At 69.6% G+C, this 23,296-nt stretch carries 22 protein-coding genes and 1 riboswitch; of the genes, 11 read left to right on the top strand and 11 right to left on the bottom strand.

Annotation, left to right across the window (positions count from 1 at the left end; all coding sequences use genetic code 11):
* Positions 1-2: 2 nt before the first annotated feature.
* The 5 genes from eccCa to AB8998_RS27185 all read right to left on the bottom strand — a co-directional run bounded on the left by eccCa (position 3) and on the right by AB8998_RS27185 (position 10,997).
* A complete protein-coding gene (eccCa, locus tag AB8998_RS27165; protein WP_369741011.1) occupies positions 3-3,953 on the bottom strand; it encodes a type VII secretion protein EccCa in 3,951 nt (1,316 codons plus the stop codon).
* Positions 3,950-5,503, bottom strand: coding sequence for a type VII secretion protein EccB (gene eccB, locus AB8998_RS27170; protein ID WP_369741012.1), 1,554 nt, complete (start codon positions 5,501-5,503; stop codon positions 3,950-3,952). Before eccB ends, eccCa begins: the two co-directional genes overlap by 4 nt.
* Positions 5,500-7,365 (bottom strand): type VII secretion AAA-ATPase EccA, encoded by a 1,866-nt coding sequence (gene eccA / locus AB8998_RS27175; protein ID WP_369741013.1) that lies wholly within the window; start codon positions 7,363-7,365, stop codon positions 5,500-5,502. Before eccA ends, eccB begins: the two co-directional genes overlap by 4 nt.
* A gap of 199 nt (positions 7,366-7,564) precedes the next feature.
* Positions 7,565-9,004, bottom strand: coding sequence for a PPE family protein (locus tag AB8998_RS27180; protein WP_369741014.1), 1,440 nt, complete (start codon positions 9,002-9,004; stop codon positions 7,565-7,567).
* A 208-nt stretch (positions 9,005-9,212) separates the two neighbouring features.
* On the bottom strand, positions 9,213-10,997 hold the full coding sequence (locus AB8998_RS27185) for a PPE family protein (protein WP_369741015.1): 1,785 nt from the start codon (positions 10,995-10,997) through the stop codon (positions 9,213-9,215).
* A gap of 183 nt (positions 10,998-11,180) precedes the next feature.
* Here AB8998_RS27185 and AB8998_RS27190 point away from each other — a divergent pair, with 183 nt between their 5' ends.
* Together AB8998_RS27190 and AB8998_RS27195 are read left to right on the top strand one after the other, a co-directional pair.
* A complete protein-coding gene (locus AB8998_RS27190) occupies positions 11,181-12,368 on the top strand; it encodes a cupin domain-containing protein (protein WP_369741016.1) in 1,188 nt (395 codons plus the stop codon).
* A 29-nt stretch (positions 12,369-12,397) separates the two neighbouring features.
* On the top strand, positions 12,398-13,336 hold the full coding sequence (locus AB8998_RS27195) for a hypothetical protein (RefSeq protein WP_369741017.1): 939 nt from the start codon (positions 12,398-12,400) through the stop codon (positions 13,334-13,336).
* Here AB8998_RS27195 and AB8998_RS27200 read toward each other — a convergent pair.
* Both AB8998_RS27200 and AB8998_RS27205 read right to left on the bottom strand, forming a co-directional pair.
* Positions 13,326-14,234 (bottom strand): class I SAM-dependent methyltransferase, encoded by a 909-nt coding sequence (locus AB8998_RS27200; protein ID WP_369741018.1) that lies wholly within the window; start codon positions 14,232-14,234, stop codon positions 13,326-13,328. The two genes, AB8998_RS27195 and AB8998_RS27200, sit on opposite strands and share 11 nt — an antisense overlap.
* 49 nt (positions 14,235-14,283) lie before the next feature.
* A complete protein-coding gene (locus AB8998_RS27205; RefSeq protein ID WP_369741019.1) occupies positions 14,284-15,948 on the bottom strand; it encodes a PPE domain-containing protein in 1,665 nt (554 codons plus the stop codon).
* Between the two features lie 35 nt (positions 15,949-15,983).
* A riboswitch (cobalamin riboswitch) is annotated at positions 15,984-16,163 on the bottom strand.
* Between the two features lie 91 nt (positions 16,164-16,254).
* Between AB8998_RS27205 and AB8998_RS27210 the strand changes: the two genes are divergently transcribed.
* Positions 16,255-16,680 (top strand): DUF7676 family protein, encoded by a 426-nt coding sequence (locus AB8998_RS27210; protein WP_369741020.1) that lies wholly within the window; start codon positions 16,255-16,257, stop codon positions 16,678-16,680.
* Positions 16,680-16,841 carry a DUF7676 family protein gene (locus AB8998_RS27215; RefSeq protein WP_369741021.1) on the top strand — a complete coding sequence of 54 codons (162 nt, stop codon included), beginning with the start codon at positions 16,680-16,682 and terminating at the stop codon, positions 16,839-16,841. The genes AB8998_RS27210 and AB8998_RS27215 overlap by 1 nt, the downstream gene beginning before the upstream one ends.
* A gap of 21 nt (positions 16,842-16,862) precedes the next feature.
* Here the strand turns inward: AB8998_RS27215 and AB8998_RS27220 are convergent, their stop codons facing one another.
* Positions 16,863-17,120 (bottom strand): type B 50S ribosomal protein L31, encoded by a 258-nt coding sequence (locus AB8998_RS27220; RefSeq protein ID WP_369741022.1) that lies wholly within the window; start codon positions 17,118-17,120, stop codon positions 16,863-16,865.
* Complete coding sequence (gene mrf, locus AB8998_RS27225) at positions 17,120-18,313, bottom strand: ribosome hibernation factor-recruiting GTPase MRF (RefSeq protein WP_369741023.1); 1,194 nt, start codon at positions 18,311-18,313, stop codon at positions 17,120-17,122. The genes AB8998_RS27220 and mrf overlap by 1 nt, the downstream gene beginning before the upstream one ends.
* Positions 18,314-18,418: 105 nt before the next feature.
* Here mrf and rpmB point away from each other — a divergent pair, with 105 nt between their 5' ends.
* From rpmB to AB8998_RS27250, 5 genes are read left to right on the top strand one after another with little or no spacing between them, the layout of a single operon-like run.
* Entirely contained in the window at positions 18,419-18,655 is a 237-nt protein-coding gene (rpmB, locus tag AB8998_RS27230) for a 50S ribosomal protein L28 (protein ID WP_369741024.1), read from the top strand.
* On the top strand, positions 18,655-18,819 hold the full coding sequence (gene rpmG, locus AB8998_RS27235; RefSeq protein WP_369741025.1) for a 50S ribosomal protein L33: 165 nt from the start codon (positions 18,655-18,657) through the stop codon (positions 18,817-18,819). Before rpmB ends, rpmG begins: the two co-directional genes overlap by 1 nt.
* 2 nt (positions 18,820-18,821) lie before the next feature.
* On the top strand, positions 18,822-19,127 hold the full coding sequence (gene rpsN, locus AB8998_RS27240; protein WP_369741026.1) for a 30S ribosomal protein S14: 306 nt from the start codon (positions 18,822-18,824) through the stop codon (positions 19,125-19,127).
* Complete coding sequence (gene rpsR / locus AB8998_RS27245) at positions 19,127-19,393, top strand: 30S ribosomal protein S18 (protein WP_369741027.1); 267 nt, start codon at positions 19,127-19,129, stop codon at positions 19,391-19,393. The genes rpsN and rpsR overlap by 1 nt, the downstream gene beginning before the upstream one ends.
* Positions 19,390-19,779 carry a hypothetical protein gene (locus AB8998_RS27250; RefSeq protein WP_369741028.1) on the top strand — a complete coding sequence of 130 codons (390 nt, stop codon included), beginning with the start codon at positions 19,390-19,392 and terminating at the stop codon, positions 19,777-19,779. Before rpsR ends, AB8998_RS27250 begins: the two co-directional genes overlap by 4 nt.
* Before the next feature lie 18 nt (positions 19,780-19,797).
* Here AB8998_RS27250 and AB8998_RS27255 read toward each other — a convergent pair whose 3' ends face one another.
* Positions 19,798-21,561, bottom strand: coding sequence for a PPE family protein (locus tag AB8998_RS27255; protein ID WP_369741029.1), 1,764 nt, complete (start codon positions 21,559-21,561; stop codon positions 19,798-19,800).
* 131 nt (positions 21,562-21,692) lie between these two features.
* Between AB8998_RS27255 and AB8998_RS27260 the strand changes: the two genes are divergently transcribed.
* Together AB8998_RS27260 and AB8998_RS27265 are read left to right on the top strand one after the other, a co-directional pair.
* The gene (locus tag AB8998_RS27260; RefSeq protein WP_369741030.1) at positions 21,693-21,950 is read left to right on the top strand and encodes a ribbon-helix-helix protein, CopG family; all 258 of its coding nucleotides are present in this window, start codon (positions 21,693-21,695) and stop codon (positions 21,948-21,950) included.
* Positions 21,951-22,388 carry a type II toxin-antitoxin system VapC family toxin gene (locus AB8998_RS27265; RefSeq protein WP_369741031.1) on the top strand — a complete coding sequence of 146 codons (438 nt, stop codon included), beginning with the start codon at positions 21,951-21,953 and terminating at the stop codon, positions 22,386-22,388.
* On the opposite strand, the gene AB8998_RS27270 is transcribed toward AB8998_RS27265, so the two are convergent.
* On the bottom strand, positions 22,363-23,262 hold the full coding sequence (locus AB8998_RS27270; protein WP_369741032.1) for an oxygenase MpaB family protein: 900 nt from the start codon (positions 23,260-23,262) through the stop codon (positions 22,363-22,365). The genes AB8998_RS27265 and AB8998_RS27270 overlap by 26 nt on opposite strands.
* Between the last annotated feature and the right edge of the window lie 34 nt (positions 23,263-23,296).

The following is a 23,296-nucleotide window of genomic DNA, read 5'->3' on the forward strand; positions in this document are numbered from 1 at the left end:
GGCTACTCCTCCTGTAGTCCTTCTGTTCCGAACTCACCGGCCATCGCCGACGCCGACGCCAGCGGGTTGACCAACTGCACGTACGTGGCAGCCTCGCTGTCCCCCAACAGGATCGCGCGCCCGGCGGGCAACCGGGCGAAGCGCTGGCCACGGATCTTGCCGCCGTCCTGCGGGTTGCCCGCGAGCATCAGCGTGGTCGCCTGCAGGTCGTTGAAGCGGCGCAGCAACGGGTTGGTCATCAGCGCGTGACCCGAGCCGCTGGCGCGGGCGGTGACGATCACCCGCAACCCCAGATCGCCGGCCTGCGCGAGCAGCCCGATCAGCGGGGTCCACGGCCGCTGCCCGACGTAGGGGCCGCTGACCGCCGGCGAGTCCGGCACCTGGTCGACGTCGTCGATGATCAGGTAGTGGGTGTGCCCCTCATAGGTCCAGCGCGACAGCTCGGCCGCCGACATGCCCGCCGGGGGTCGGCGCGATTCGATGAGGTGAGCCAGCCCGAGCATCGCCGGAATGACCCGGTCGACGTTGGCGGTGTATTCGTTGTCCTCGAACAGCGGTTCGTCGACGAGGTGCAGCCGCCGGTCCAGCACGGTGAAGGCCACCCGGTCGGCCGTGGAATGCTCGCGCACGGTGCGGATGATGTGGCGCAGCAGCGTGGTCTTGCCGGACCGGCTGTCGCCGAACACCATCAGCAGCGGGTTGGCGGCGAAGTCGAGCACCACCGGCGCCAGGTCCTCCTCGCGCTGCCCGACGACCACGCGGTCCGGGCCGCGGTAGAGCGGCCCGACCGCGGCAGGTGAAAGGTCTTTGGGCAGCAACCGGACCGGCGGCGCGGCCATGCCCGGGTAGCGGGCGTTGAGGGCGGGCACCTGGTCCAGCTCCGGGCGGGCGAACAGGAAGTGTTCGGCGGCCATGGTCAGCCCGCGGCCCGGCTGGTCGTGCGGGACGGCATCGGCCGGCCGGCGCAGCGCGCCGACCACCCGCACGTTGCTGTCCCGCGCGTCGTGCAGCCGCAGCTCGAGCCGCAGGCCCAGGCCGTCGCGCATCGCCAGCGGCACCTCCAGCCAGCTCGGTGTCGTGACGACCACGTGGATGCCGTAGGCCAGCCCCACGTTGACCAGCTCGGTCACCTTGGCCAGCAACGGGTTCCGGGTGTTGAACTGGTCGGTGTTGTCCCGGCCGAAGGCGTAGATGTTGTCGATGACCAGGAACACCTTGCCGAAGCCGTCGTCGTGCTGGCGCTGCCGGGACCGGAGCAGCTGCTCGATCTCCCCGAAGGTGCGCCGGATGCGTTCGGGCTCCAGCGGCGAGGCGACACTGCCGACGTGGGCCAGGTCTTCCAGCGCCCGCAGCTGCCCGCCGCCGTAGTCCAGGCAGTAGAACGTGACCTCGCGCGGTGAATGCAGGCTGGCCGCCGACATGATGAACGTCTGCAGCGCGGTCGACTTCCCGGACTTGGCGCCGCCGTGGATCACCATGTTGCCCGCCGAGGAGGTGGCGTCGAAAACCAATGCGTCGCGGCGCATCTCGAAGGGCTTGTCGATCTCGCCGAGCGGCCAGCGCCACTGCCGTTGCGGCAGGCCGGCCCGCGCCAGCACCGCGGTCAGTGCGATGGGCTCGTCCAGCGGCGGCAGCCACAGCTGCGGTGCCCGCGGCCCGTAGCGCGCCAGCTGCTCCCCGATGGTGGCGATCAGCTTGCGCGGCGGCCCGGCCATGTCGTCGGCGTCGCCGCCGGAGACCACCATCTCCTGATCCGGTTCCACCCTGCCGGCAGTGAACAGTTTCGGCTCCGGGGCCGCTTGCACCACATACGATTTCGGCCGCCGCGGCGGCTCGTAGATGCCGTCGACGTAGGTGCTGCGGAACTTGACCGGCGCCGCACCGGGCGCGGGCACCAGGAAACCCACGCCCTTGTGTTCCCGGCCGGATTCGATGTGGTAGGCGTCCTCCACCCCGATGATCTGGCGAGAAACGCTGGGACTGGCCACCTTCAAACCGATGCGGTAGGAGGTGTTCTTGTCGATGTCCTTGATCTTGCCGACGTCGAGCGTCTGCGAGGCGAACAGGATGTGGATGCGGAACGAGCGGCCCTTGCGCGCCACGTAGTCGAACAGCTCGGCGTATTCGGGGTGATCCGCCAGCATCAGGGTGAACTCGTCGGCGACCACGAACAGCGTCGGGATCGGCGGCAGGTCGGCGGCGCCGGCATCGCGGGCGTTCTCGTACTCGGTCACCGAGTTGAACGCGCTGCCCTGCACCCGCCGGCCGGCCTCGCGCAGCAGCGTCTCGCGCCGCGCCACCTCCCCGCGCAGCGTGTCGGCGAAGCGGTCGGCCAGCGACTTCTTCTCGGCCATGTTCGAGATCACCGCGACCACCTGCGGGAAATCGCGGAAGGCGTCGGCGCCGGCCTCACCCTTGAAGTCGGCGTAGATGACGATCAGCCGGTCGGCCGAATGGGTCGTCAACAGCGACAACAGGATCGACATCAGCATCTGCGACTTGCCCGACCCGGTCATCCCGATCATCAGGCCGTGCGGCCCCATCCCGCCCTCGGCCTCGTCCTTGAGGTCGAACATCAGCGGCTCCCCGGTCGCGGTGACCCCGATGGGCACGCGCAGCTCGTCGTCCCGCCGGCGCGGCGCCCACAGCGTGGCCACGTCCAGCTGCGAGGCGTCGCCGATGCCGAGCAGCGTGGTGAACGCCGCGCCGCGGGTGGCCGCCGAGCGCAGCCCGGTGTGGGTGGGGTTGGAGTCCCAGCGCGACAGCTGCCGGGCCAGATGGGCGGCGTCGTCGGCACCGAGTGAGTCGGCGTTGTCGATGTAGGGCTGCCAGCCGCCGGTCTGCCAGCGTTCAATCGCGCCCGCGCCGATCCGCAGGATCGGTCGTTCCGGGTCCGAGTACTGCTCGCGGTGCGGCGGCGTGGCGCTGGTGTGCACGACGGTGACCCCGGCCCGGCCCGCGGCCAACGCCGAGGCGTTCAGGTCGTAGTCGGGGTCGTCGACGACGATCAGCAGGTGCCGCAGCGCATCCGCAGGCTCCCCGGTGAACGCCGGACGGTCCAGCAGCCCGGGGCCGAGCAGCGCGACCAGCTCGTCGGGGTCGGCGGACAGGAAACGCGCCGACCCGACGCCGTCGAGCTCGCCGGGAACGTCGACGTGGGGCAACCACTTCAGCCAGGACCAGTCGCGGCCCTCCAGGTTCGGGGTGGCCAGCGCCACGCCCAGCACCGTCGGGTCGTGCCAGGTCACGGCCTGGGCGATCCAGGCGCGCAGGGCCGCCCGCACCTCCTGGGACTCGCCCACGACGGTGATCCGGGAGACCTTCGCCAGGTCGATTCCGGTCGGCACGTCGCGCACCGTGCGCTGGGTGTCGAGCAGGCTGCGCAACGCGCTGTGGCACACCGGTTCCAGGTCGATCTCGTCGGCGGTGTCCTGCACGCGCAGCGCGGTGTCCAGCGGCACCTGGTGGCGCCCGGCCCGCAGCACCAGGAAGTCGGGGTCGTGGGGGTCACGCTCCCATTGGCGCCGGGTCCCGGGCACCGCCGCCAGCGCCGCCGGGTCGGGATGCGACCACTGCGCGGCAGCGCGCTGCGCGGCGGCCTGGGTGCGGATGTTGTCCCGCACCACCGACAGGTAGCGCAGGTAGTCGGCCCGTTCGGCGTCGACCTCCTCGGTGCGCATCTTGTTGTCGTTGCCGCGATACAGCGCGGTGGCGGCCAGCAGCAGCACGAAGGGGAAGAACAGGGTCTGCGGGGAGATCACCCGCATCCCGGTCGCGACCAGCGCGACGATCATGCCGACGATCAGGATCACGATCACATAGGGCATCGCCCGCCGCAGGAACGACGGCGGGATCACGCGGGGCAACTCGGGGGGCGGTTCGATGGCGATGCTGCCCTTGCGCGAACCGGGCGGCGGCAGCCGGCGCCGGGCTTCGAAGATCAACCGGCTCATCGTGTTCCGCCTTCCGCCAGCAGGCCGTCGTGAGCCAGCAGCGCGTCGGCGCGCGATAGTGCCGGGCCGGGGGCGAACAGCGACAGCATGGACCACGGGATGGGGACCGCGGGGGGGTTCAGACCAAGGGCCGCAACGGTTTTACCTTGCCCCCCGTTCTCGGCCTCGTTGTCGATGCCGTAGCGCACGCCGGTGTCCGACACCCAGAACAGCGACCCGGCGGCCGGCGCGGCCGCGCCGTCGCCCACCGTCTGGGTGAAGTAGCCGGTGCCCGGGGCCAGGGCGACGCGGGCGGCGTTGCCCGCACCGACCAGGTCGACGGTGTGCACCCCGTCGGGCACGGGCGGCGCCGAGCCGGCGAGCAGGCTCAGCGTGCTGGTGGCCGCCCCGGCCGGTTTGCTCCAATGCGCGCACGTGACAGGGTCTTCGGCCGCGTCGACCGGGGCGACCTGCTGGTCGGGATAGCGCGCGACGTCCAGCATCCGCGACACCGGCAGCTTGGCGACCTCGTCGGCGGCCAGCCGCGGCGGCTGTTCCAGGCCATAGGAATTCGCGTTGCGCAGGATCGCCGCGAGCACCGGCGAGATCGGCTGCAACCCGTCGGGCAGCACCGCGTAGTACCGCACGGCGCCCGGCGTGCGCTGGTCGAGCGCGTAGCTGATCACCACCCCGCCGACCGGCGCCGGGACGTCGAAGCCGGCCGGGTTTCCGGCGTCGGGGATCTCCGGCGCCGTGAGGGCCGGCCCGGCGGGGATGGCGTTGAACAACCCGAGAGCGATCGGGCGCGGCGCCGGGATGTCGGTGCCCAAGCCCAGCGCGTTGGTGACGGCGTGGTCGGCCAGGTCGATCTGGCTGCGCCGGCCGTTCCACAGCAGCCAGGTCGTCGTGCCGTCACCGACCAGGACCCCCTGTCCGGCGTGCAGCGCGGCCGCGCGCGCACCCCGGCTGTCGGGCGGGCCCGCCAGCACCGTGATCCCCGTGCTGTGCGCCCCGTGGCCGGCCCGGCCGCTGACGGCGTCGCACACCGTCCAGTCGGCGTCGCGCGCGGGGTTTTGCACCATGCGCTCCGGCGCACCGGGAATGCCGATCAGGTTGCCGCGCGGAAAACGGTCCAGCTCAGAGCTTTTCACCATCGTGGGATTGACCGGCCGGCCCACGATGAGGCGCGCCGAGGTCAGGTTCAGCACCGGGTGCAGGTCGTCACCGACCCGCACGTACAGCGCTGCCGTGGCACGGTCGGCCAGGACCGCGCTGGTGCCCGCGGACCCGGCGGGCCGGATCAGCGAGAACACGAAGCAGCCCGCGAGGCCCGTGACCAGGATCAGCACGCCCATCAACACCGCGCGCGACTGGGTGCGCAGCGGGTCGACCAGCATCCGGGTGTCGTGCAGCGCGATCCCGGAGGCGATGCGGCGCATCACGAAACGCCAGCCGGTGACCTGGTGGCGGGTGACGAAGCCGCGGCGGTATTCGACCTTGTCGGGGTTGTCGTTGGCCGGGGTCCGCGAGGAGAACGAACGCCGGGGCTCGTCGGGCTCGTGCTCGCTCATGCCGGCACCGAAAGCCCGAGGCCGCGCAACAGCGGCTCCACGGACCGCTCGACATCCTGGTCGGTGATCGTCATCAGCTCCTCGTCACTGAATTCACCGGTTCCGGCGTGTTCGGAATGGTCGAGCCGGAATTCCCGCTCCTCCTCGGCGCGTTCGACGATGTTGCGCACGAACCGGCCGTTACCGGCGATGTCGAGGTTGCGCCGCGAGATGCCGTTGGAGTCGGGCGTCGTCTCCGCGGCCAGCTTGGAGAACAACGCCTCCATGTGGTCGAGGGCGGCCCGCTCGAAGACGCTGTCGCGCTGTTCGGCCATCTTGTGCGCGATCTCCACCAACTCCGACGGCGCGTAGGAAGGGAAGTCGATGTTGCGGGTGAACCGCGACCGCAGGCCCTCGTTGGTGTCGAGGAACTTGTCCAGGTCGGCCCGGTATCCGGCGATGATCACCACCAGCCGCTCGCGGTCGTTCTCCATGCGGGCCAGCAGCGTGTCGATGGCGACCAGGCCGAAGTCGTTCTTGGCTCCCGTGGACACCAGCGCGTAGGCCTCGTCGAGAAACAGCACGCCGTCCAGCGCGCTGTCGATGATCGCGTTGGTCTTGGCTTCGGTCTCACCGATGTGCTGGCCGATCAGGTCGGCGCGGTGCACCTCCCGGATGTTCTCCCGCTTCAAAAGACCGAGCCCGCAATAGATCTTGGCCACCACGCGGGCGATGGTCGTCTTACCGGTCCCGGGCGGGCCGGCGAAGACCAGGTGATGGGTGCGCTGGGCGACCTGCAGCCCGCGCTGCTTGCGCACCAGCTCCATGGCCACCGAGCTCTTCAGCCGCGACACCTGGTTCTTGACCTCGTCCAGGCCGATGAACTCGGCGAGCTGGCGCTCGGCCTCGGCCAGCAGTGTCGCCTTGCGCTCGTGGGCGGCGGGGTCGACGAAGTCCTCGACGCTGGGCTCGGTGGTCGGGTCCCACGGGTCGGTGCGGGCCTCGATCCGGGCGGCGGTGGTCGTCACGATCCCGAAACTGGTGTCGGACAAGGCCTGTTCGACCTGTGCGTTCTCCGGGTGGGCCGCGTACAGCTCCTGCAACACCTCGCCGGCCGACTCCTCGTCGACGTGCGCGCGCAGGACGAGCGCTTTGGCCAGCGCGCCGTCGACCGCCGCGACCGGGACCGGGCCGTCGGGCTCCTCGAGATAGGACAGCGCGGGGGCGAACATGCCAAGCCGGGCCAGCGCGGTGCCCAGCGCGATCCTGGCGGCGTGCGCGAAGGCCTCGTCGAGGTCGGCGTCGTTGACGACGGGGGTCAGCAATTTGACGACGTCCGACCAGCGCTCGGCCCGGTAGTTGACGACGACGGCGACCCAGCGGGCCGCGCGCCAGCCCGGCCGGCGTTCGGTGAGGCCCGCGACGATGCCGGCGGCGTCGGCGAGGCGCCCCGCCTGCGCGAGCGCGGCCGCGTACGCGAGGCCGAAATCGTCGGGCGTGCTGGCGCGGAGCGCCAGATACAGCCCGGTGTCGTAGCGGAACCCCAGCGCGCCGGGCGCCAGTTCCACCTGACGCTGCAGCACACCCGCCGTGGGCGCGGTGCGGCAAACCGCCTCGAGCACCCCCAGGGACGTGTCGCCGGCGGCGGCCAGGCCGGTCCAGGCGTCGCACTGGTCGTGGGCGATGCGGGTCAGCGCGGTGAACCCGGAGCGCGCCGCGGCGAGGTCGGCCGGGCGCTGCCGGTCGTACACCGCGAGTCCCAGTGCGCGGCAACACGTCGCGAACCGGCTGACGACCTCGCCGTCGACCCTGCCGTTCGGCTTGCCGTTGAAGGGGGAATTCGCGGGCTGCGCTGCCAGCACACCGGTGTCACCGCGATCCACGGCCGCTTCTTCTCCTGTGCACAGTGTTCCCTAACCTAACTTGCCTGAAGTTAGCATTGCATAAGCTAACTGTCCACGCGTCCAGGCCCTCGGATCGCCGGTCCCCTTCCACTCCTTACCGCAAATGAGATTTCATGGCCAGGCTTCATCCGCATTTTCGGAAAGTAGTCGAAGCGCGGCTTACTGAACATGGTTTTCATTATGCGGTATCGCCGGCCGGCCAGGTACCAGGGACCATGGGTACCGACGGCCCGCCACCTAATCGGTCACCGGCCAACGTCGCCAACCCGCCCGCTTCGACGGCGGTGTCCGAAGACGCTGCGCCGGCAAAGCCGAGGGGCCCCGCTCCCCCGCCGGACGCCAGGAACTCGTAGCGGTAGCCGCGGTCCGGGCTCGTCATCGCCGCCTGCCCGCGCCGGCGCGCCCGCTCGCGCTGCGTCGCCGCGGCCCCGGCGGCCGCGAAGGCCGCGGCGACATCGGGCTCGGGGGCCTTCCGCCGGGCGCCGGTGGCCATTCCCGTGCCGGTGCCCAGGTGCGGGCCGTCCACGAGGTAGGGAAAGCCGCCACCACCGGCGCCCGGGGGCGGCGGTGGTGGTGGCGCCGGGGCCGCGGGGGCAGAGGCGGGCGCGCCCGCCGGGGCCGAAGCCGGGGACGGCGTGGGGCCCGGCGCCGCGGCGGTGCTCACCGCCGGAGAGCTGCCGGCCACCGGTGCGCCGGACGCCTCGGGGAGCGGTGCGGCTGGCGCCGCAGAGGCCACGTCGAGCTGCGTCCCGGGCACGCCATCAAGGCCCGCCAAGCCGAACAAACCCGGGTTGACGGCCGGCAGGCCGGCCGCGAGCGCGTTGATCTCGGGGAAGAACGCCTCATAAGCCTCCGCCGCGTGACCCACCTCGTCGGCTATCAACCCGGGAATGTCGGACTGCAGCTGGGATAACGCGCCGGATGGATTTTGCGGAAACTCCAGTATGTCGCGCTGCAGGGTTTGCGTGACTTCGAGGACTCGGTTTGTCCACCAGTTCAGCTGGTACGGGTTGCCTGCATCGTTGTCGATGATGTTGCTCACGCCGCCGCCGGTGTCGCTGTTGTCGCTGCTCTGGATGGGCTTCACGATTTGCGGCGGCGCCGTGGTTCGCGGTGCCGAGGCCACCGCCGAGAAAGAGGCCGACGCGTACTGGGCCATCGCGGCTGCGGCCTGGATCCACATCGCCAGGTATTGGGCCTCGTTGACGACGATCGGGATGGTGTTGAGCCCGAAGAAGTTCGTCGCTACCAACGCCGCGTGGATCGCATGATTGGCGGCAAGCTCCACCAGGGTCGGCATCGCGGCCACCGCGGCCGCATAGGCGGCGGCGGCGTTCTCGTGCCGGGCAGCCGCGGCCGCGCTGTCGGCGCTGGCCTGCATCAGCCAGATCAGGTAGGGCAGGTGCGCGGCCACGTACTTTTCGGCGGTCGGCCCTTCCCACGCCCCGGTCTGCACCGCCGCCAAGATTGCGCGGAGTTCTTCCGCGACCGCTGTGTAAGTCTCACTCAGCGAATTCCACGACCCGGCGGCAGCCAGCAAGCTGCCCGGCCCGGGACCGGCGCTGAGCAGCGCGGAATGGACCTCCGGCGGCGAAGCCATCCAGATCGGCGCGGTCACTGAGAGCCGTCCCCGGCCGAATGCGGCGCCGCCGGAACAAACGCTCGGGCAGCAACCCGTCGCGTCATAGCACGGACTCCTTGCATGGGTTCAGTTGAGCGCCGTTGTCGTGTGCGCCCGGGGAGTGGTCGGCGACCGAAGCGAAAAAGTTCCCACACGCGGTCAACCCATCAGCGTTTCGCAGGCACACGCGGACGGGTCCACCCGCTCAGTAGCTGCCCGTCAGGGTGGCGATGGGGCCGGGTCCGAGAATGCCGGCCTGGTAGTCGCCCTGGTTGAGCGCGCCCGCATCGAAGGCGCCCGAGTCTGCGAGGCCGCTGTTGTCGCTGCCGGAGAGTCCGAAGCCGGCATTGTCCGAGCCGGTGTTCGCGAAGCCGACGTTGTCATAGTCCCGGTTGAAAAAGCCCGTGTTGGAGCCGCCGGTGTTGAAAAGGCCCGTCTGGACGTCGCCGGTGTTGAAAAGGCCGGCGCTCTGCGAGCCGTTGTTGGACAAGCCCGAGGACGAGTCACCCGAATTGAAGAACCCCGAGGACGCGGTCCCGGAGTTGCCGTAGCCCGAGCTCGCGACCACCCCGGTCAGGTCCGCCGTGCCGCCCACGCCCGTGTTCAGGGTGCCCGAGTTGAACAAGCCAGTGTTGCTGTCGCCCGAGTTGAACCAGCCCGTGTTCACGTTGCCCGAATTGAAGCTGCCCGTGTTGGTGCCGACGCCCGGCGGCACCGGCGCACCGCCCGAGTGGTTGAAGGTGCCGCCGCCGGAGTTGAAATTGCCGTCGTTGAACAGGCCGGCGTTGCCGAGGCCGAAATTGCCGCTGCCCGCGTTTGCAAAGCCCACGTTCCCCGCGCCCGCGTTCGCGAAGCCGGCGTTGAGGTCGGCCGCGTTGCCGAAGCCGAAGTTGAAGTTGCCGCCATTCCACGAGCCGGTGTTGGTGTTGCCCGCGTTCGCGAAACCGAAGTCGCCGTTGCCGGAGTTGAAGATGCCGAAGTTGCCACTGCCGGAGTTGAAGAAGCCGATGTTGTCGCTGCCCGCGTTCCCGAAGCCGATGTTGCCGGAGCCCGAGTTCAGCAGGCCGGCGAAGTTGATGCCGACTTGATTGTTGCCGGCGAGCCCGATACCGATGTCGCCACTGCCGCTGTTGCCGAAGCCGTAGTTGTTGCTGCCAAGGTTGCCGAAGCCGACGTTGGCGTTGCCGGTGTTTCCACTCCCGAAGTTGTCCGAGCCGATGTTTCCGCCGCCGACGTTGTTGTTGCCCTGGTTTCCGCTGCCCAGGTTGAGATTGCCGACGTTCCCCAGCCCCAGGTTGGTGTTACCGATGTTGCCGCTGCCCAGATTGGTGTTGCCGACGTTGCCGCTGCCCAGATTGGTGTTGCCGACGTTGCCGCTGCCCAGGTTGGTGTTACCGATGTTGCCGCTGCCCAGATTGGTGTTACCGATGTTGCCGCTACCCAGGTTCCAGCTGCCGATGTTTCCCAGGCCGGTGTTGAGGGACGGCCAGGACGACAACTGGGCGACCGCCCCCGAGGCCCCACCGTGGTAACCCACCATCGCGGCCACATCGGCAGCCCACATCTCCTCGTACTGCGACTCGGCGGCAGCAATCGCCGGCGCGTTGAGCCCCAGGAAGTTCGACTGCACCAGTTGAGCGAACGTCTTGCGGTTGGCTGCCACCGCCAATGGGTGCACAGTCGCGGCCAGGGCCGACTCAAACGCGCTGACGACGGCTTTCGCCTGGATGGCCACCCCCTGGGCTTGAGCCGCCGCGGCACTCAGCCACCCCGCGTACGGAGCCGCCGCAGCCAGCATCGCCGTCGACGCCGGACCCTGCCACGACTGACTGGCCAGCCCCGACGTCACCGACTCGAACGCCGACGCCGCCGAGCCCAATTCGCAAGCCAAACCGTCCCACGCGGCGGCAGCATGCAACATCGGAGCCGATCCCGCACCCGCGTAGATCAGCGCAGAATTTAGCTCCGGCGGCAACACCTGAAAAGTCATCGGGCCGCTCCCCCTTTCGTCGATCGCGGGAGTCCGTTCGCCGTGCCCCCTGTGTAGGTCGCGAAAAAAGGGTTCCCGGTTCCGCGACCACGCGGACCGGACCCCGCGAGGGACGCGAGGGAGACTTCGCCCATCCGCCCTTGCTAACCTCGCCACCACCGCCGCGAAGACGTCAGGGGGAGGTTGGCTATCGAACCGTCGCTCGCATGGCTGATCGCGCCACTGGAACTGGAAACCTTCCTCGAGACGATCTGGACGACGAGGCACTACCACGTCAAACGGCAAGCTGCCGGCTACTTCGACAGCTTGCTGCACGGGCCTTCGGCGCTGGAGGAACTTCTGAAGCTCTTCCGCGAAGATCCGACGGCGGTGCGCCTGATGCGGGGCAAAGACAAGAGGAGCGGGTCCGAGAGCTACCGCCTCGGCGACGGCCGGCTCGATCTCGTCGGCATCCGAAACGACTTTGCCGACGGCTTCACGGTCGTCGCCGACGGCGTCGAGCGCTACGTGCGCGCGATCGCTTCGCTCGCCCAGTCGATCGAGGCCGATCTGAACTTTCCGGTGCAGGTGAACGCCTACGCCACACCGCCCGGGTCACGCGGGCTGGTGCCGCACTACGACGACCACGACGTGCTGGTCCTGCAGGTCGGCGGTTCAAAGGTATGGCATCTGTACGACGGCATCCGCATCCCACCTCACGAGATGCAGCGGCGTGACAAGGCGGTTAGCCCCGACGGCCGTGCGTCGCCAACCGAATTGCGGCTCGAAGCCGGCGACGTGCTGTATCTGCCACGAGGTCTGGTGCACGCCGCCGATGCCGACGCCGAACCGTCCGTCCACTTGACGGTCGGAGTCCACGTCCCCACGGCGGTTGAGCTTGCCATCGGGGCCCTGCACGCGCTGAGTCTCCGCGATGATCGCCTGAACGCCCAGTTGCCGCCGCGACATCTCGACGACCAGGGGGTGCGAGCGTCGCTGGATTCCCTGCTTCGCGGCGCCGTCAGCGCTTTGGGGGACCCGGGGGCCGTCGCCGGAGGCCTCGACGTACTGGCAGACGTCCTGGTGCGCCGGGGCCGGTGTCCACCGATCGGATCGATCTCCGACGCGACGGGAGTCGATGGACAGACACTGGTCACGAAGTACCAACCGCTCTATTCGTGGGTGAAAACCGTATCCGGCGGCGTGGTGCTGCAATTCTCCAGTGTGTCGATAACGGCCGGCGCCGACCACGAGGCCGCGATGCGGTTCCTCTCGAAAAGCGTGCAGCCGTTTCGGGTCGGAGACCTGCCCGGGCTGCGCGCGGGGCAGCAGGTCGAGCTGGCCCGCTCGCTGCTGGTGAGCGGATTCTTGGTTCGGTTGCCGGATAACTGATCAGCAAAAGCCGCGCCGTGAACTCGCCCATGCAGCTCGCAGACCTGGCCCGCTGGACGCCGATCAGACTTGACTTCTCCGGGTCCGCCCCAGCGGTCTACTGGGCCGATCTGTCGACGGAGCGCTTCGCCGAACCGTTCTTCGATCAGACCGTCAACCGCTGGGCGGCCGGCCCGACCGCCCGACCGCTCGTCAAGACCGGGCTGCAGGCGATGGCCGCCCTCGACACCGAGCCGTCGCTCGAGCCGGCCGGCATGGTCTTTCATCACTCCCGGTGCGGATCCACGCTCGTGTCCCGGCTGTTGAGCACCCTTCCCGGCGTCGTCGTCGTTGCCGAGCCGGCCCCGCTCAACACGCTGCTCGGGCTCGGGCCCGCCGTGGTCGACGAGGCCACGCTGGTCCGACTCGTGCGGCTCGTGGTGCGGGCGCTCGGCCGCCGCCGGCACGGCGACGAACACCGACTGGTCCTCAAGTGCACCAGCTGGAACATCCGCCGCCGGGGTGTGCTCGCCGCCGCCTTTCCCGAAACACCATGGGTCTGGGTCCAACGCGAGCCGGCGCGCGTGCTGGCCTCGCTGCTCGCCGACCCGCCGGGCTGGCTCGGTCTCCAGGCACACCCGCAGCGTGCCGCACGGCGTTTCGGCCTCGACCCGGCCTCGGTGCCGGCCATGTCGCGAGCCGAATTCGCCGCCCGCGCGCTCGGCGCGATGCTGGAGGCGGCCGCGAGCGATCCGCACGGGCGGCTCTGCATCGACTACGCCGACCTGCCCGCCGCGGCGTGGAATCGCGTTGCCCCGCACTTCGGCCTCGAAACTGACTCGGCGGCAGTCGAACTCATGACCGAAGCGGCCCGCTTCTACTCCAAGGGGCGCCGCCTCTTTGCCGGCGACCGCCGCCGGATCACCGACGAGATGCGGACGGCCGCGCAGCGATACGCCGAACCCGGCTATCGCGCGCTCACGCCTTGACGGCGCTGACCAGCGTGTTGCGGACGAGCATCGACCCGGCGTCGGTCTCCGGCCCGGGCACCGGGCGACCGACCTGCCGGAGGTAATCGGCCAGCGAAACGCCGCTTGCTGTCCAGCCCCGGTTGCCGAACCATTCGGTGGCCGGCGCGCAGCGCTCGTTGTAGACGAGCTGGTAGAAGGGCCGCTGGTCCTCGCCGGCGGCCATCGCGGCGCGCTCCTCCTCGCGTTTGGCCTCGAATTCCCGCTGTTCCAGCGGCGCGCCGTCCTCGATGGCGGCGTGGCTGCCGGGGCCGGCCAGGCCGTCGATGCCGGTGAACAGCTGCTCCTGGGCGGCGGCCGGCAGATAGATCAGCAGGCCCTCGGCGATCCACGCCGAGGGCAGGGCCGGATCGAATCCGCCGTCCCGCAGGGCCGCCGGCCAGTCGTCGCGCAGGTCGACAGCGATCTCGCGGCGCAACGCGCGCGGCTGAGCACCCCGCTCGGTGAGCACCTCGCGCTTGAAGTCGAGGACCTGCGGGCGGTCCAGCTCGAAGATGGTCGTCGCGGCCGGCCAGTCCAGGCGGTAGGCGCGGGAATCCAGTCCCGCCGCCAGGATCACCACCTGCCGCACGCCCGCGGCGGCGGCCCGACGGAAGTACTCGTCGAAGTACCGGGTGCGGGCGCCCTGGAAGTTGACGAAAGGCTCGCCGAAGTCGGCCGTCTTGAGGTCGTGGTCGGGGGCGTTACCGTCCAGCACGTCGGCCCAGCGACCGCCGACGGCGCGGCAGAAGACCTCCGCGTAGGGGTCGACGGCCAGCGGGTCGGGCTTCTGGGCTTCCAGCGCCCGCGCGGTCGCGACGAACAACGCCGTGGAGCCGACACTTGTTGTGATGTCCCAGGTATCACCTTCGCTTCGCATTGGACCGAGAATACGCCGACGATCTGTGGCGGCCTTTCCCAGTAGAGCGTCAGCGGTTGTCTGCCCGACAGCGCGGCCCCGGGGGTGGTGCCGACTCGGCGCCCCAGGTTCCCGGCAAAAGTGGCGGGAACGGGCGGCCTCCGGACGCCTCGTCGCCCGGTGCGATCAATCCCGCCGCCCGCCCGGAACCCGCCCGGTGAGCGGTTCCGGCGATGCCCGACGTATCCGCCGCGTGCCCGGAAGCCGCCGTGGAGTCCGACAGCGAGTCCATCGAGGCATCGGGCCCTGCGTCCGGCGCAAGATCCATGTACTCGAAACCGCGGCCGAGCTGCCGGGAACCCACCCGTCGACGTCTGCGCCGGTGGGACTGTTCCGGGGCCGCCGCGACCGCCGCGGGTGTCGTGGCGATTTCCGGCTCGGCCGTTTTGCGCTTCGCACCGGCACCGGCGCCCGCCCGGTCGGGCATGCCCATGGCCCCCACCAGATAGGGAAAGGGGCCCGGGCCGGCAGTCGGCGGCGCCGGCGGTGATGGTGGGGCGTGCGGGGGTGGTGCGGGCGCCGTTGGAACCGAAGCCGGCAGCGGCGTCACGGCAGCGACGGTGGCCGGCGCGAGGGCCGGCACCGAGACCGGTGGCGGACTCAAGAGGGGGACGACCGGGGCGGGGGGCGCGACGGACACCGCAGGCGGGGGCGCGATGCCGGCGAGACCGGCCATCCCCGCAAAACCCCCGACCGCGCCGGTCGGCGCGGCCAGCAGCGGTGACGCCAGCGGCGTCAGGAGCCCATTTGCGCCCAGAAGATAAGTGACGTGGGCAATTTCCCACATGTAGTCGATGCCGATCTGCGTTCCGTAGATGAGAGAAACCCACAGCAGCATTTCGGGATTGTTGCCCGCTGCCGCTACGACCGTCGGCCAGTAAGCGGCGTAATAGCAGGGGTCCTGCACGAAAAGCTCCTGGTACGCGCCGGCCCACGTTATCGCCGGGATGTCAGTGGTGGGAAAGTTGTACTGCAGCTGGCTTGCCAGATTGGCAGGACTTTCGAGGAACCAGAACACCGCTCCGATCGATTGCCGGAGATCAGGCGGCAGGGACTGCTCGATGAGATCGTCTACGCCCGTGAAGAAATCCCATACCGATGGCAGGCGAAAATTCGCGATACGGGGGGCGGGGGTGGTCTGCGGCGTCGCCGCCGCCGCCGCGCCGGCCACACCCTGATACGTGGCCATCACGGTGGCGGCTTGAATCCACATCCGCGCGTAGTCGGCCTCGTTGAGCGCGATCGGAATCGTGTTGATACCGAAGAAATTCGTCGCCGCCAGCGCAGCGTGAGCGGCGTGATTGGAAGCCAGTTCCGCCAGCGTCGGCATGGCGGCCAGGGCAGTCGCGTAGGCGGCGGCGGCGGTTTCCAGTTCGGCGGCCCTCGCGGCGCTCTCGGCGCCGGACTGCATCAGCCATGCCAGGTACGGCTCATGTGCGGCGGCATAGGCCCCAGCCGTCGAGCCCTCCCAGTTTTCCGCCTGCACGGCGGTCAACAACGCGGCCAGCTCGTCGGCCGTCGCGGCATACGCAGCGCTCAGCGAGCGCCAGGATTCGGCGGCCGCCAACAGCGGGCCGGGCCCCGCGCCGTTGCTCAGCAGGGCCGAATGCACCTCGGGAGGCGAGGCCATCCAGATCGGGGCGGCTGGGCCGCCGGAGAGGGCGTGCAGCCTCATGACCGGTCAGCTTTCTCGGGGTGCACCGCCCCGGGCTAGCAGGACGCGATGACGCGAGTCTCCTGGCTCTCGGATCGCCGCTCGCCTCGCCTTCCAGCCTGTGGCCGTGGCTTATGAGGGTCGCTCCCCGATGACAGTGGCGGGACCGCGCCGGACTCACACCGGCTTCCTGCGTCGTCATCGCCTTACGGGAAGCAGTGTCTCATCCCGGCCCTGCGCAAGCCGCACCTGCCAGCACCTTGCAGGTGCGGCTTCGGCGGGATTAGCTTTCAGCACGCCGCTGACGCGACCGGGAAGGAGAGCGTCATGACCGACGTCGACACCGCCACCCCACCGATGATCGAGACCGAAGGTGGCGGACGGGAACAGCGCTGGTCGCTGCCGGCCGACGAACAAAGACTGCTGGATCTGATCCCCGTGTGCTTCGGCGAGTACCGGGAAGATATCTGGTTCGGCACCCTGATCGAGGGTGCGGCCTGGGAAGTGGCGGCGCCCAACGCACCCGAGCGCATCACGGTGAACGACGGGTACGTGACGGTTGACTTCGGCCGCTGGCATTTTCACCTCTGCATCGGCGAGCACCGGGCAAGCGGACCCGAGCTGGGCCGTATCCGCCGATGCGCTCGCGCCGAGCTGTATCGCCGGATCGGCGGTGACGGGTTCCCCACCTCGTGGGGCGTGCGGCTCCACAACGGCCGCGACGAACAGATAACGGCCGCGACGAACAGATGATGACGCTGCTGCTGCCGAACCCGTTCCTCACCAACGACCAGCAGCTTCGCGACGAGCCCGCGTGGGGACAGCTGGAATTGTGGGACCGGCTGCGGGCCACCTTCCCGGGGCTGAAGCCCGACCCACAGGATCGCACCGGCAAGGGCTTTCGACACGGCTGAACCGGTTCAGCTAGGCGCTCATCAGGTTTCGCGGCCGTAGCGGCGACGGAATTTCTCCACCTGCCCGGCGCTGTCGACGATCCGGCGGCTGCCCGTCCAGAACGGGTGCGAAGCCGAGGTGACCTCGACGACTACGACGGGATAGGTGCGTAGTCCGCGCGGCGTCTCCCATTCGATGGTGCGCGAACCGGTCACCGTCGATCGGGTCAGGAACATCGACCCGGTCGTGGCATCCAGAAAGACGACGGGATGGTAGTCGGGGTGAATCCCGGGCTTCATCAGCGATCCCCGTCACGGACGTGGGAGAGGTTGTCCTCGGCGGCTTCCGCCAGGTCCCCGCAGGGGTCTTCGTGCCAATCGCCGAACGGGTCGTCGTAGTGGCCCCAGTCCTGAGGAGAACAAAGCTCGTCGTCGGTGAGCAACGCGCCGTGGAGGGCATCGAGGATGTCGGTGGCGCTCGCGCCGCAGACCAGGATGGTCATCGCCGTGTGCCGGTCGCCGTAACGGTCGTCCCAGGCCAGTTCGGCGAAGGCTCGTCGCTCTGCATCGATGGCGGCCAGTTGGGGACCCGTCAGTGCGGCCAGCCACTTGCCGGCCGAACTGACACGCATTCCGCCGCCTGCGGATTCCAGCCACATCGCGTGTTCGGGCCGGTTGGCCAGCCAGACGCGCCCCCGTGTTCTGATGACGCCTTCGAGCAGCAGGTCCACGCACGCGTGCAGGCGGTGCGGATGGAAGGGGCGCCGAGCATTGAACTCGACCAGGCTGATCGGGCCACGCGAGTCCAGGGGCGGCTGTCCGGCCAGCAGTGGACCGTGCGGGTCGTCGCTTCGGCCCCGCCGCGCATCGCGGTACAAGCTGTTCAGCGCGTCCTCGATGCCGTCGGCACCCACGCGGATGCGGGCGCGCGGCGACAGACGGCGCAACACGGAGACAACGAAGGGGTTGGCCCGGTTGAGGACGGCCACGTCGGCGAATTCGCCCTGCCCGACCACCACTTGAGCCTGGGTGCGTCCGTCGCCGAGGAGGTCGTCGCCGAGCGCTTGGCTCAGCCACTCTGCCGAGTCGACACAGGTGACCACGGCTGCGATCGCCACGTCCAGGGCCGCAGGCCCGTCGATGTAGCCCGGGCCCACTCGCACCCGAACGTGGTCGATGGCCACGCAGATCGGTTCGGGTTCCAGCCAGGGCGCCAGGTGCACCACCACGCGGTCCACGTCGGCGCGGCGGTGGAGCTGGCGCAGCAACACCAGGAGGTCGTTGCGGATGGTGCACGACACGCAGCCGTGTACGAGTTCCAGCCCGCACTCGGTGCTGTTCATCGCGCCGTCCCGCAGGGTCATCAGGGTTCGCCGCACCACGTGACCGTCGAAACGATGCTCGACGACAGTGGTTCCGGGCTTACTCAGCAGCTTCCCCACAACCGGATCGGTGTGTGTCTGGCCGGCGACCAGGATGACGGGCGTCCGCATCGTCCTCCTTATTGGTAATCATTTTCATTAAGACTGCTTGTACGGTACCGTCTCCGGCGAGGCTTGTCGAAAACGATTTTCAATAAGCGGTCAAGGAGGCTGCCCGTGTCTGCTCGTTGCCAGGTGACCGGCCGGACCCCGGGTTTCGGTAACGCGGTATCGCATTCCCATCGCCGAACCCGCCGGCGCTGGTCCCCCAACGTCCAGCTCAAGACTTACTACCTGCCGTCGGAGGACCGCCGGATTCGGCTTCGGGTCAGCGCCAAGGGCATCAAGGTCATCGACCGCGACGGCATCGAGGCCGTCGTGGCGAGGCTGCGCCGGGAAGGGCAGCGAATCTGATGGCGCGCAACGAGATCCGCACGACCGTCAAGCTGCGGTCCACGGCGGGCACCGGCTACACCTACGTGACCCGCAAGAACCGGCGCAGCGACCCGGACCGGCTGGTACTGCGCAAGTACGACCCGGTGCTTCGCCGCCACGTCGAATTCCGCGAGGAGCGCTGAACATGGCGAAGAAGTCCAAGATCGTCAAGAACGATCGGCGTCGCGCGGTGGTGGCGCGTTACGCCGAGCGCCGCGCCGCGCTCAAAGAGATCATCCGCTCACCATCGAGCACCGGTGCGCAACGGGCGGCGGCACAAACAGAGCTGGCACGCCAGCCGCGCGACGCCAGCGCGGTGCGCGTGCGCAACCGCGATGCCGTCGACGGGCGTCCGCGCGGGCACCTGCGCAAATTCGGGCTCTCCCGGGTACGCGTCCGTGAACTGGCCCATGTCGGGCAGCTGCCCGGGGTGCGCAAGGCGAGCTGGTGATGGCCAAGAAAACTCAGCGCCCGCGTCGCCCCGCTCGGCCGGGCCTCAAGTCCGGCAAGAAGAACCTGCTCGCCAGCCTCGGGCTCACCGCCGTCGACTACAAGGACACCACCACGCTGCGGGTGTTCATCTCCGAACGAGGCAAGATCCGTTCCCGCCAGGTCACCGGCCTGACCGTCCAACAGCAAAGACAGGTCGCGACCGCCATCAAAAACGCCCGCGAAATGGCGCTGCTCCCGTACCCGGGACAGGGCGTCAGCCGGTGACGGCCCCGCACCGCGGCACCGACCGTCCCTTCACCGTGATCGTGTGCGCCGCCTGTGCGAGCGGCCTCGAACTCTCGGTGGTCAACGAACTACGGCCCACAATCCGGTGCTGCCCACATGCCATGCTCGTCTCCGCCGCCTGCATGCTGGGAACGCTCACCTGCGCGGCGCGACCGGCCGGATGCGGCGTCATGGCCGTGGTACAGCCCTGCACGAATGAACGGGAGGCGTGCGGCCCGCCGCACTGGATCGGCCCCATCACCGGCCACGCCCAGGCGGCCGCCCTGCGCGATTGGCTGGAGCTCGGGGAATGGGAAAGCACGCCCTTGCCGAAGCAGCTCGGCGCATTTCAGATTTGGGCGGTCAACTCGAGTCGATGCAACTGAGGTAGCCGACGAGCCGCGCTAGACATCCCGCCGTTCGCCGGCACCCCGGCGGCCGTCGGCATTCCAGGTGCCCGGCATCATCGGGGCCTTCGGGCTACCGCCGAACCCGTCGCCGGCCAGAGAGGTCAGCCCCGCGGCCGCCCCGACCGCGTCCTTGTGCGCCCTGCCGGCGAACCCGAGGCCTCCGGCACCCCGATCCGAGGCGATGGCCTCGCCGTTCGAGGTTGCTTCCCAGGCCGGTTCGACGTCGAAGTCCATGCTCAGGAACTCGTCGCCGTGGTCAGGCTGCTTCGCCCGCCTGCGCCGCCGCGCACGCGCCGCTTCCCGCGCGGACGCCGCGGCCGCGACGGCCGCGCTGTCGGGCTCCGGCGCTTTCCGTTTCGCACTCGAACTCGCCCGGGCGCTCATTCCCGAATCGAATCCGACGCCCGGGGGCACCGCGTACGGAGGGAAGAACCCCGCCGCGGACGCGGGAGCGGGCGGCGGCGCCGGCGCGGAACCCGGGGAAGCGGGCGGGCTCGACGGTGTGGGCGCCGGGCCCGCCGCCGAGGCGGGCACCGCCGGCGCCGCGATCGTCGGGGCCACGGGGGCCAGGGGCAGCATTACGGGCGGTGGCGGCGTGGGCACGACGGCCGCGACCGGGTGGACGGCGGCCAGTCCCGCCAGCCCCGCCAGGCCGCCCACAGCTCCCAGGGGAGCGAGGGCGGGGAGGGCGGCAAGGGCCAGCCCCGGATTGCTGACCGCGTAGGCCGCCACTTCCAATATGTGGGTCGGGATGTCGAAGAAAAGCCAGCTGCCGAGCCACTGAAACGCCAGCACCGGATTTTGCGTCAGGTCCACCAGGAAATTCTGGAAGTCCTCGAACAGTTCGAGGCTGCGAGCGACCCAGTACATCGCCTGACCCGGGTTCGCATAGGTGTCATAGGTGGCCCCGTTGATCGTCCCGCCGGCCGGATCCCAATTGATGCCCACGTGCTGCAGGATGTTGGCGATCACGTTGTCGAACGGGAGGTCGATCGTCGGGTCGTGCGCCACCTGGGTGTTCGAGACACCGACGGATTGCAGAATGTTCTGGAACCACTGCGGTAGCCCCAGCGGGTTGTTGCTCTGGATGTTGCTGTTCAGGATGTTGAGAATGTCCTGCTGGATATTGAGCGGATTTTGCAAGAACTGTTCGATCTGCTGCACGAATCCCTGCAGCGGATTGGACGCCGCCGAGAACTGCGCCAGGTTTGGCGTTCCGGTTTTGCGGATCGGCGGCGCCGGGCCGGTTTGCGGCGTGGATGCCAGCGCCGTACCCGAGACCGCGTGATAAGTGGCCATCGTGGTGGCGGCCTGGACCCACATCCGCGCATAGTCGGCCTCGTTGACCGCGATCGGGATGGTGTTGATCCCGAAGAAGTTGGTCGCCAACAAGATCCCGTGGATGGCGTGGTTGGTGGCCAGCTCCGCCAGGGTGGGCATTGCCGCCAGCGCGGCGGTGTAGGCGGCGGCCGAAACCTCGTGCTGGGCGGCCGTGACCGCGCTGTCGGCGCTTGCCCGCATCAGCCACGTCACATACGGCGCATTGGCGCCCACATAGGACTCGGCGCTCGACCCCTCCCACGCGCCGGCCTGCACCGTCCCCAGCAGTGCCGTGAGTTCCTCTGCGGCCGTGGCGTATTCGGCGCTCAGCGAGTTCCATGCCCCCGCGGCCGCCATCAGCGACCCCGGCCCCGGCCCACTGCTCAACAGGGCCGAGTGCACCTCCGGCGGTGCGGCCATCCAGATCGGTGCCGTCATCGTCAGTCGCCCTTCCCGGTCACTGCCGGAAAGCTTAATGACAATGGTTGTCGTTAACAACAAGACACCCCGCCCCCTCCGGTTCGGCAGCTGAAGAGCGGTGATGCCTGTGATGCGGTATTGTTGTCATCATGCGCACCACCGTGTCGATCTCCGACGAACTGCTCGCAGCGGCCAAGCGCCGGGCCCGCGAGCGTGGTCAATCGCTGGGTTCGGTGATCGAGGACGCCCTGCGCCGCGAACTCGCCGCAGTTCCGGGCGGCTCGGCCCGGCCGGCCGTGCCGGTTTTCCAGGGCGGCACCGGCGCGCGGCCGGGGATCGACCTGACCTCCAACCGCGCGCTGGCCGAGCTTCTCGACGAGGGCCGCGACCTCGACGCCCTCAAGTAGATGCTGCTGCTCGACGTCAACGTGCTGCTGGCCGCGCATCGCGGCGACCACCCGCAGCACGACGGCGTCCGCCCCTGGTTCGATCGGTTGCTCGCGGGTGACGACCAGTTCACGGTGCCGAATGTCGTGTGGGCGTCGTTTCTGCGCTTGGCGACGAACCGTCGTATCTTCGAGATCCCCACGCCGCGGGACGAGGCGTTCGCATTCATCGACGCAGTCGTCGCCCAGCCCCACCACCTGCCGACGGGCCCCGGCCCACGACACCTCGCGCTGCTGCGGCGCGCCTGCGAGGAGGCCGACGCCTCCGGAGACCTGATTCCCGACGCCGTACTCGCGGCCCTCGCCGTCGAACACCACTGCGACGTGGCGACTTTGGACCGGGACTTCGCGCGGTTTGCCTCGCTGCGGGCGGTCAGACCAGGGGCCGGCCCGTCCTGATCCGGCGGTCGACGTCCCAGAGCAGGACGTTGAACGGGAACTGTCGGACGAACCGCGGCATCAGACGATTGGCCGTGCCCAGCGCGCCCATCAGCCGGTCGAACCGGCGCTGCTTGGCGGCGTCCCACGGCAGCCGCATCTCGTCGCGGAACCGCTGCGGCAGAAAGCCGGTGGTGATCAGCAGCGCCAGGTTGTCCATCATGTGCTGTAACGGGCCCGGCAGCACGACGCCGCGCATGCGCCCGGCCGCGATGGGGAACAGGTAGCCCCGCACGGCGTCGTCGATGTGCACCTGGGCCAGCGACTCCTGCCAGTACCGGTCGAAGGCCGCACGGTCGGCCGGCCACATCTGCGGCGGCACCTGCAGCGTGGTCGCCAGCGTCATGCCCTCGCGGTAATGGCGGTCGGCGTCGCGCTCGTCGAGCTCACCGACGAAGATGCGGTGGACGTCGAGCCCGCCCTTGTACAGGCAAGCGCCCACCCACAGCTGCAGGTCCACGTCGAAGGCGTTGTAGGGCACCGGGCTTTCGGGGGTGGAGTACACCTGCGCATGCGCCCGGTTCACCGCGCGACGGAAGGCGTCCTTCTGCGCGGGGCTGCCCGCGGTGGCCACCGCGAGGTAGGTGAAGGTGGTCCGCGCCCGCTTGATCGGGTGCAGGTCCACCCGGCCGCTTTCGACGCGGCTCTCCATGACCCCGTAGCCCACCCCGGGCCGGGCCAGCTGCATGATCACGTTGGCCGGGCCGGCCAGCAGGGCCACGCCCATCAAGCCCTCGTCCATCCCCGGCCCCCGCCGCCGGGTGCGACGGGGCGGGTCGGTGACCGCGCGTTCGACGTGCGGCGTCGCTTGGCGAACCGGCTGGTGAATCGCCATGCTTGACCTCCCGGGGCGCCCGTCGCACCGAATG

The sequence above is a fragment of the Mycobacterium sp. HUMS_12744610 genome, assembly GCF_041206865.1.
GTDB classification, from domain to species: Bacteria; Actinomycetota; Actinomycetes; order Mycobacteriales; family Mycobacteriaceae; genus Mycobacterium; species Mycobacterium servetii.

Coding starts and splice junctions, on each gene's coding strand:
- eccCa (WP_369741011.1), bottom strand. CDS start 3,953: ATGAGCCGGTTGATCTTCGAAGCCCGGCGCCGGCTGCCGCCGCCCGGT.
- rpsR (WP_369741027.1), top strand. CDS start 19,127: ATGGCCAAGAAAACTCAGCGCCCGCGTCGCCCCGCTCGGCCGGGCCTC.
- AB8998_RS27270 (WP_369741032.1), bottom strand. CDS start 23,262: ATGGCGATTCACCAGCCGGTTCGCCAAGCGACGCCGCACGTCGAACGC.
- AB8998_RS27255 (WP_369741029.1), bottom strand. CDS start 21,561: ATGACGGCACCGATCTGGATGGCCGCACCGCCGGAGGTGCACTCGGCC.
- AB8998_RS27210 (WP_369741020.1), top strand. CDS start 16,255: ATGACCGACGTCGACACCGCCACCCCACCGATGATCGAGACCGAAGGT.
- mrf (WP_369741023.1), bottom strand. CDS start 18,313: ATGCGGACGCCCGTCATCCTGGTCGCCGGCCAGACACACACCGATCCG.
- AB8998_RS27185 (WP_369741015.1), bottom strand. CDS start 10,997: ATGACTTTTCAGGTGTTGCCGCCGGAGCTAAATTCTGCGCTGATCTAC.
- AB8998_RS27220 (WP_369741022.1), bottom strand. CDS start 17,120: ATGAAGCCCGGGATTCACCCCGACTACCATCCCGTCGTCTTTCTGGAT.
- AB8998_RS27205 (WP_369741019.1), bottom strand. CDS start 15,948: ATGAGGCTGCACGCCCTCTCCGGCGGCCCAGCCGCCCCGATCTGGATG.
- AB8998_RS27215 (WP_369741021.1), top strand. CDS start 16,680: ATGACGCTGCTGCTGCCGAACCCGTTCCTCACCAACGACCAGCAGCTT.
- eccB (WP_369741012.1), bottom strand. CDS start 5,503: ATGAGCGAGCACGAGCCCGACGAGCCCCGGCGTTCGTTCTCCTCGCGG.
- rpmG (WP_369741025.1), top strand. CDS start 18,655: ATGGCGCGCAACGAGATCCGCACGACCGTCAAGCTGCGGTCCACGGCG.
- AB8998_RS27200 (WP_369741018.1), bottom strand. CDS start 14,234: ATGCGAAGCGAAGGTGATACCTGGGACATCACAACAAGTGTCGGCTCC.
- AB8998_RS27260 (WP_369741030.1), top strand. CDS start 21,693: ATGCGCACCACCGTGTCGATCTCCGACGAACTGCTCGCAGCGGCCAAG.
- AB8998_RS27265 (WP_369741031.1), top strand. CDS start 21,951: ATGCTGCTGCTCGACGTCAACGTGCTGCTGGCCGCGCATCGCGGCGAC.
- AB8998_RS27195 (WP_369741017.1), top strand. CDS start 12,398: ATGCAGCTCGCAGACCTGGCCCGCTGGACGCCGATCAGACTTGACTTC.
- rpsN (WP_369741026.1), top strand. CDS start 18,822: ATGGCGAAGAAGTCCAAGATCGTCAAGAACGATCGGCGTCGCGCGGTG.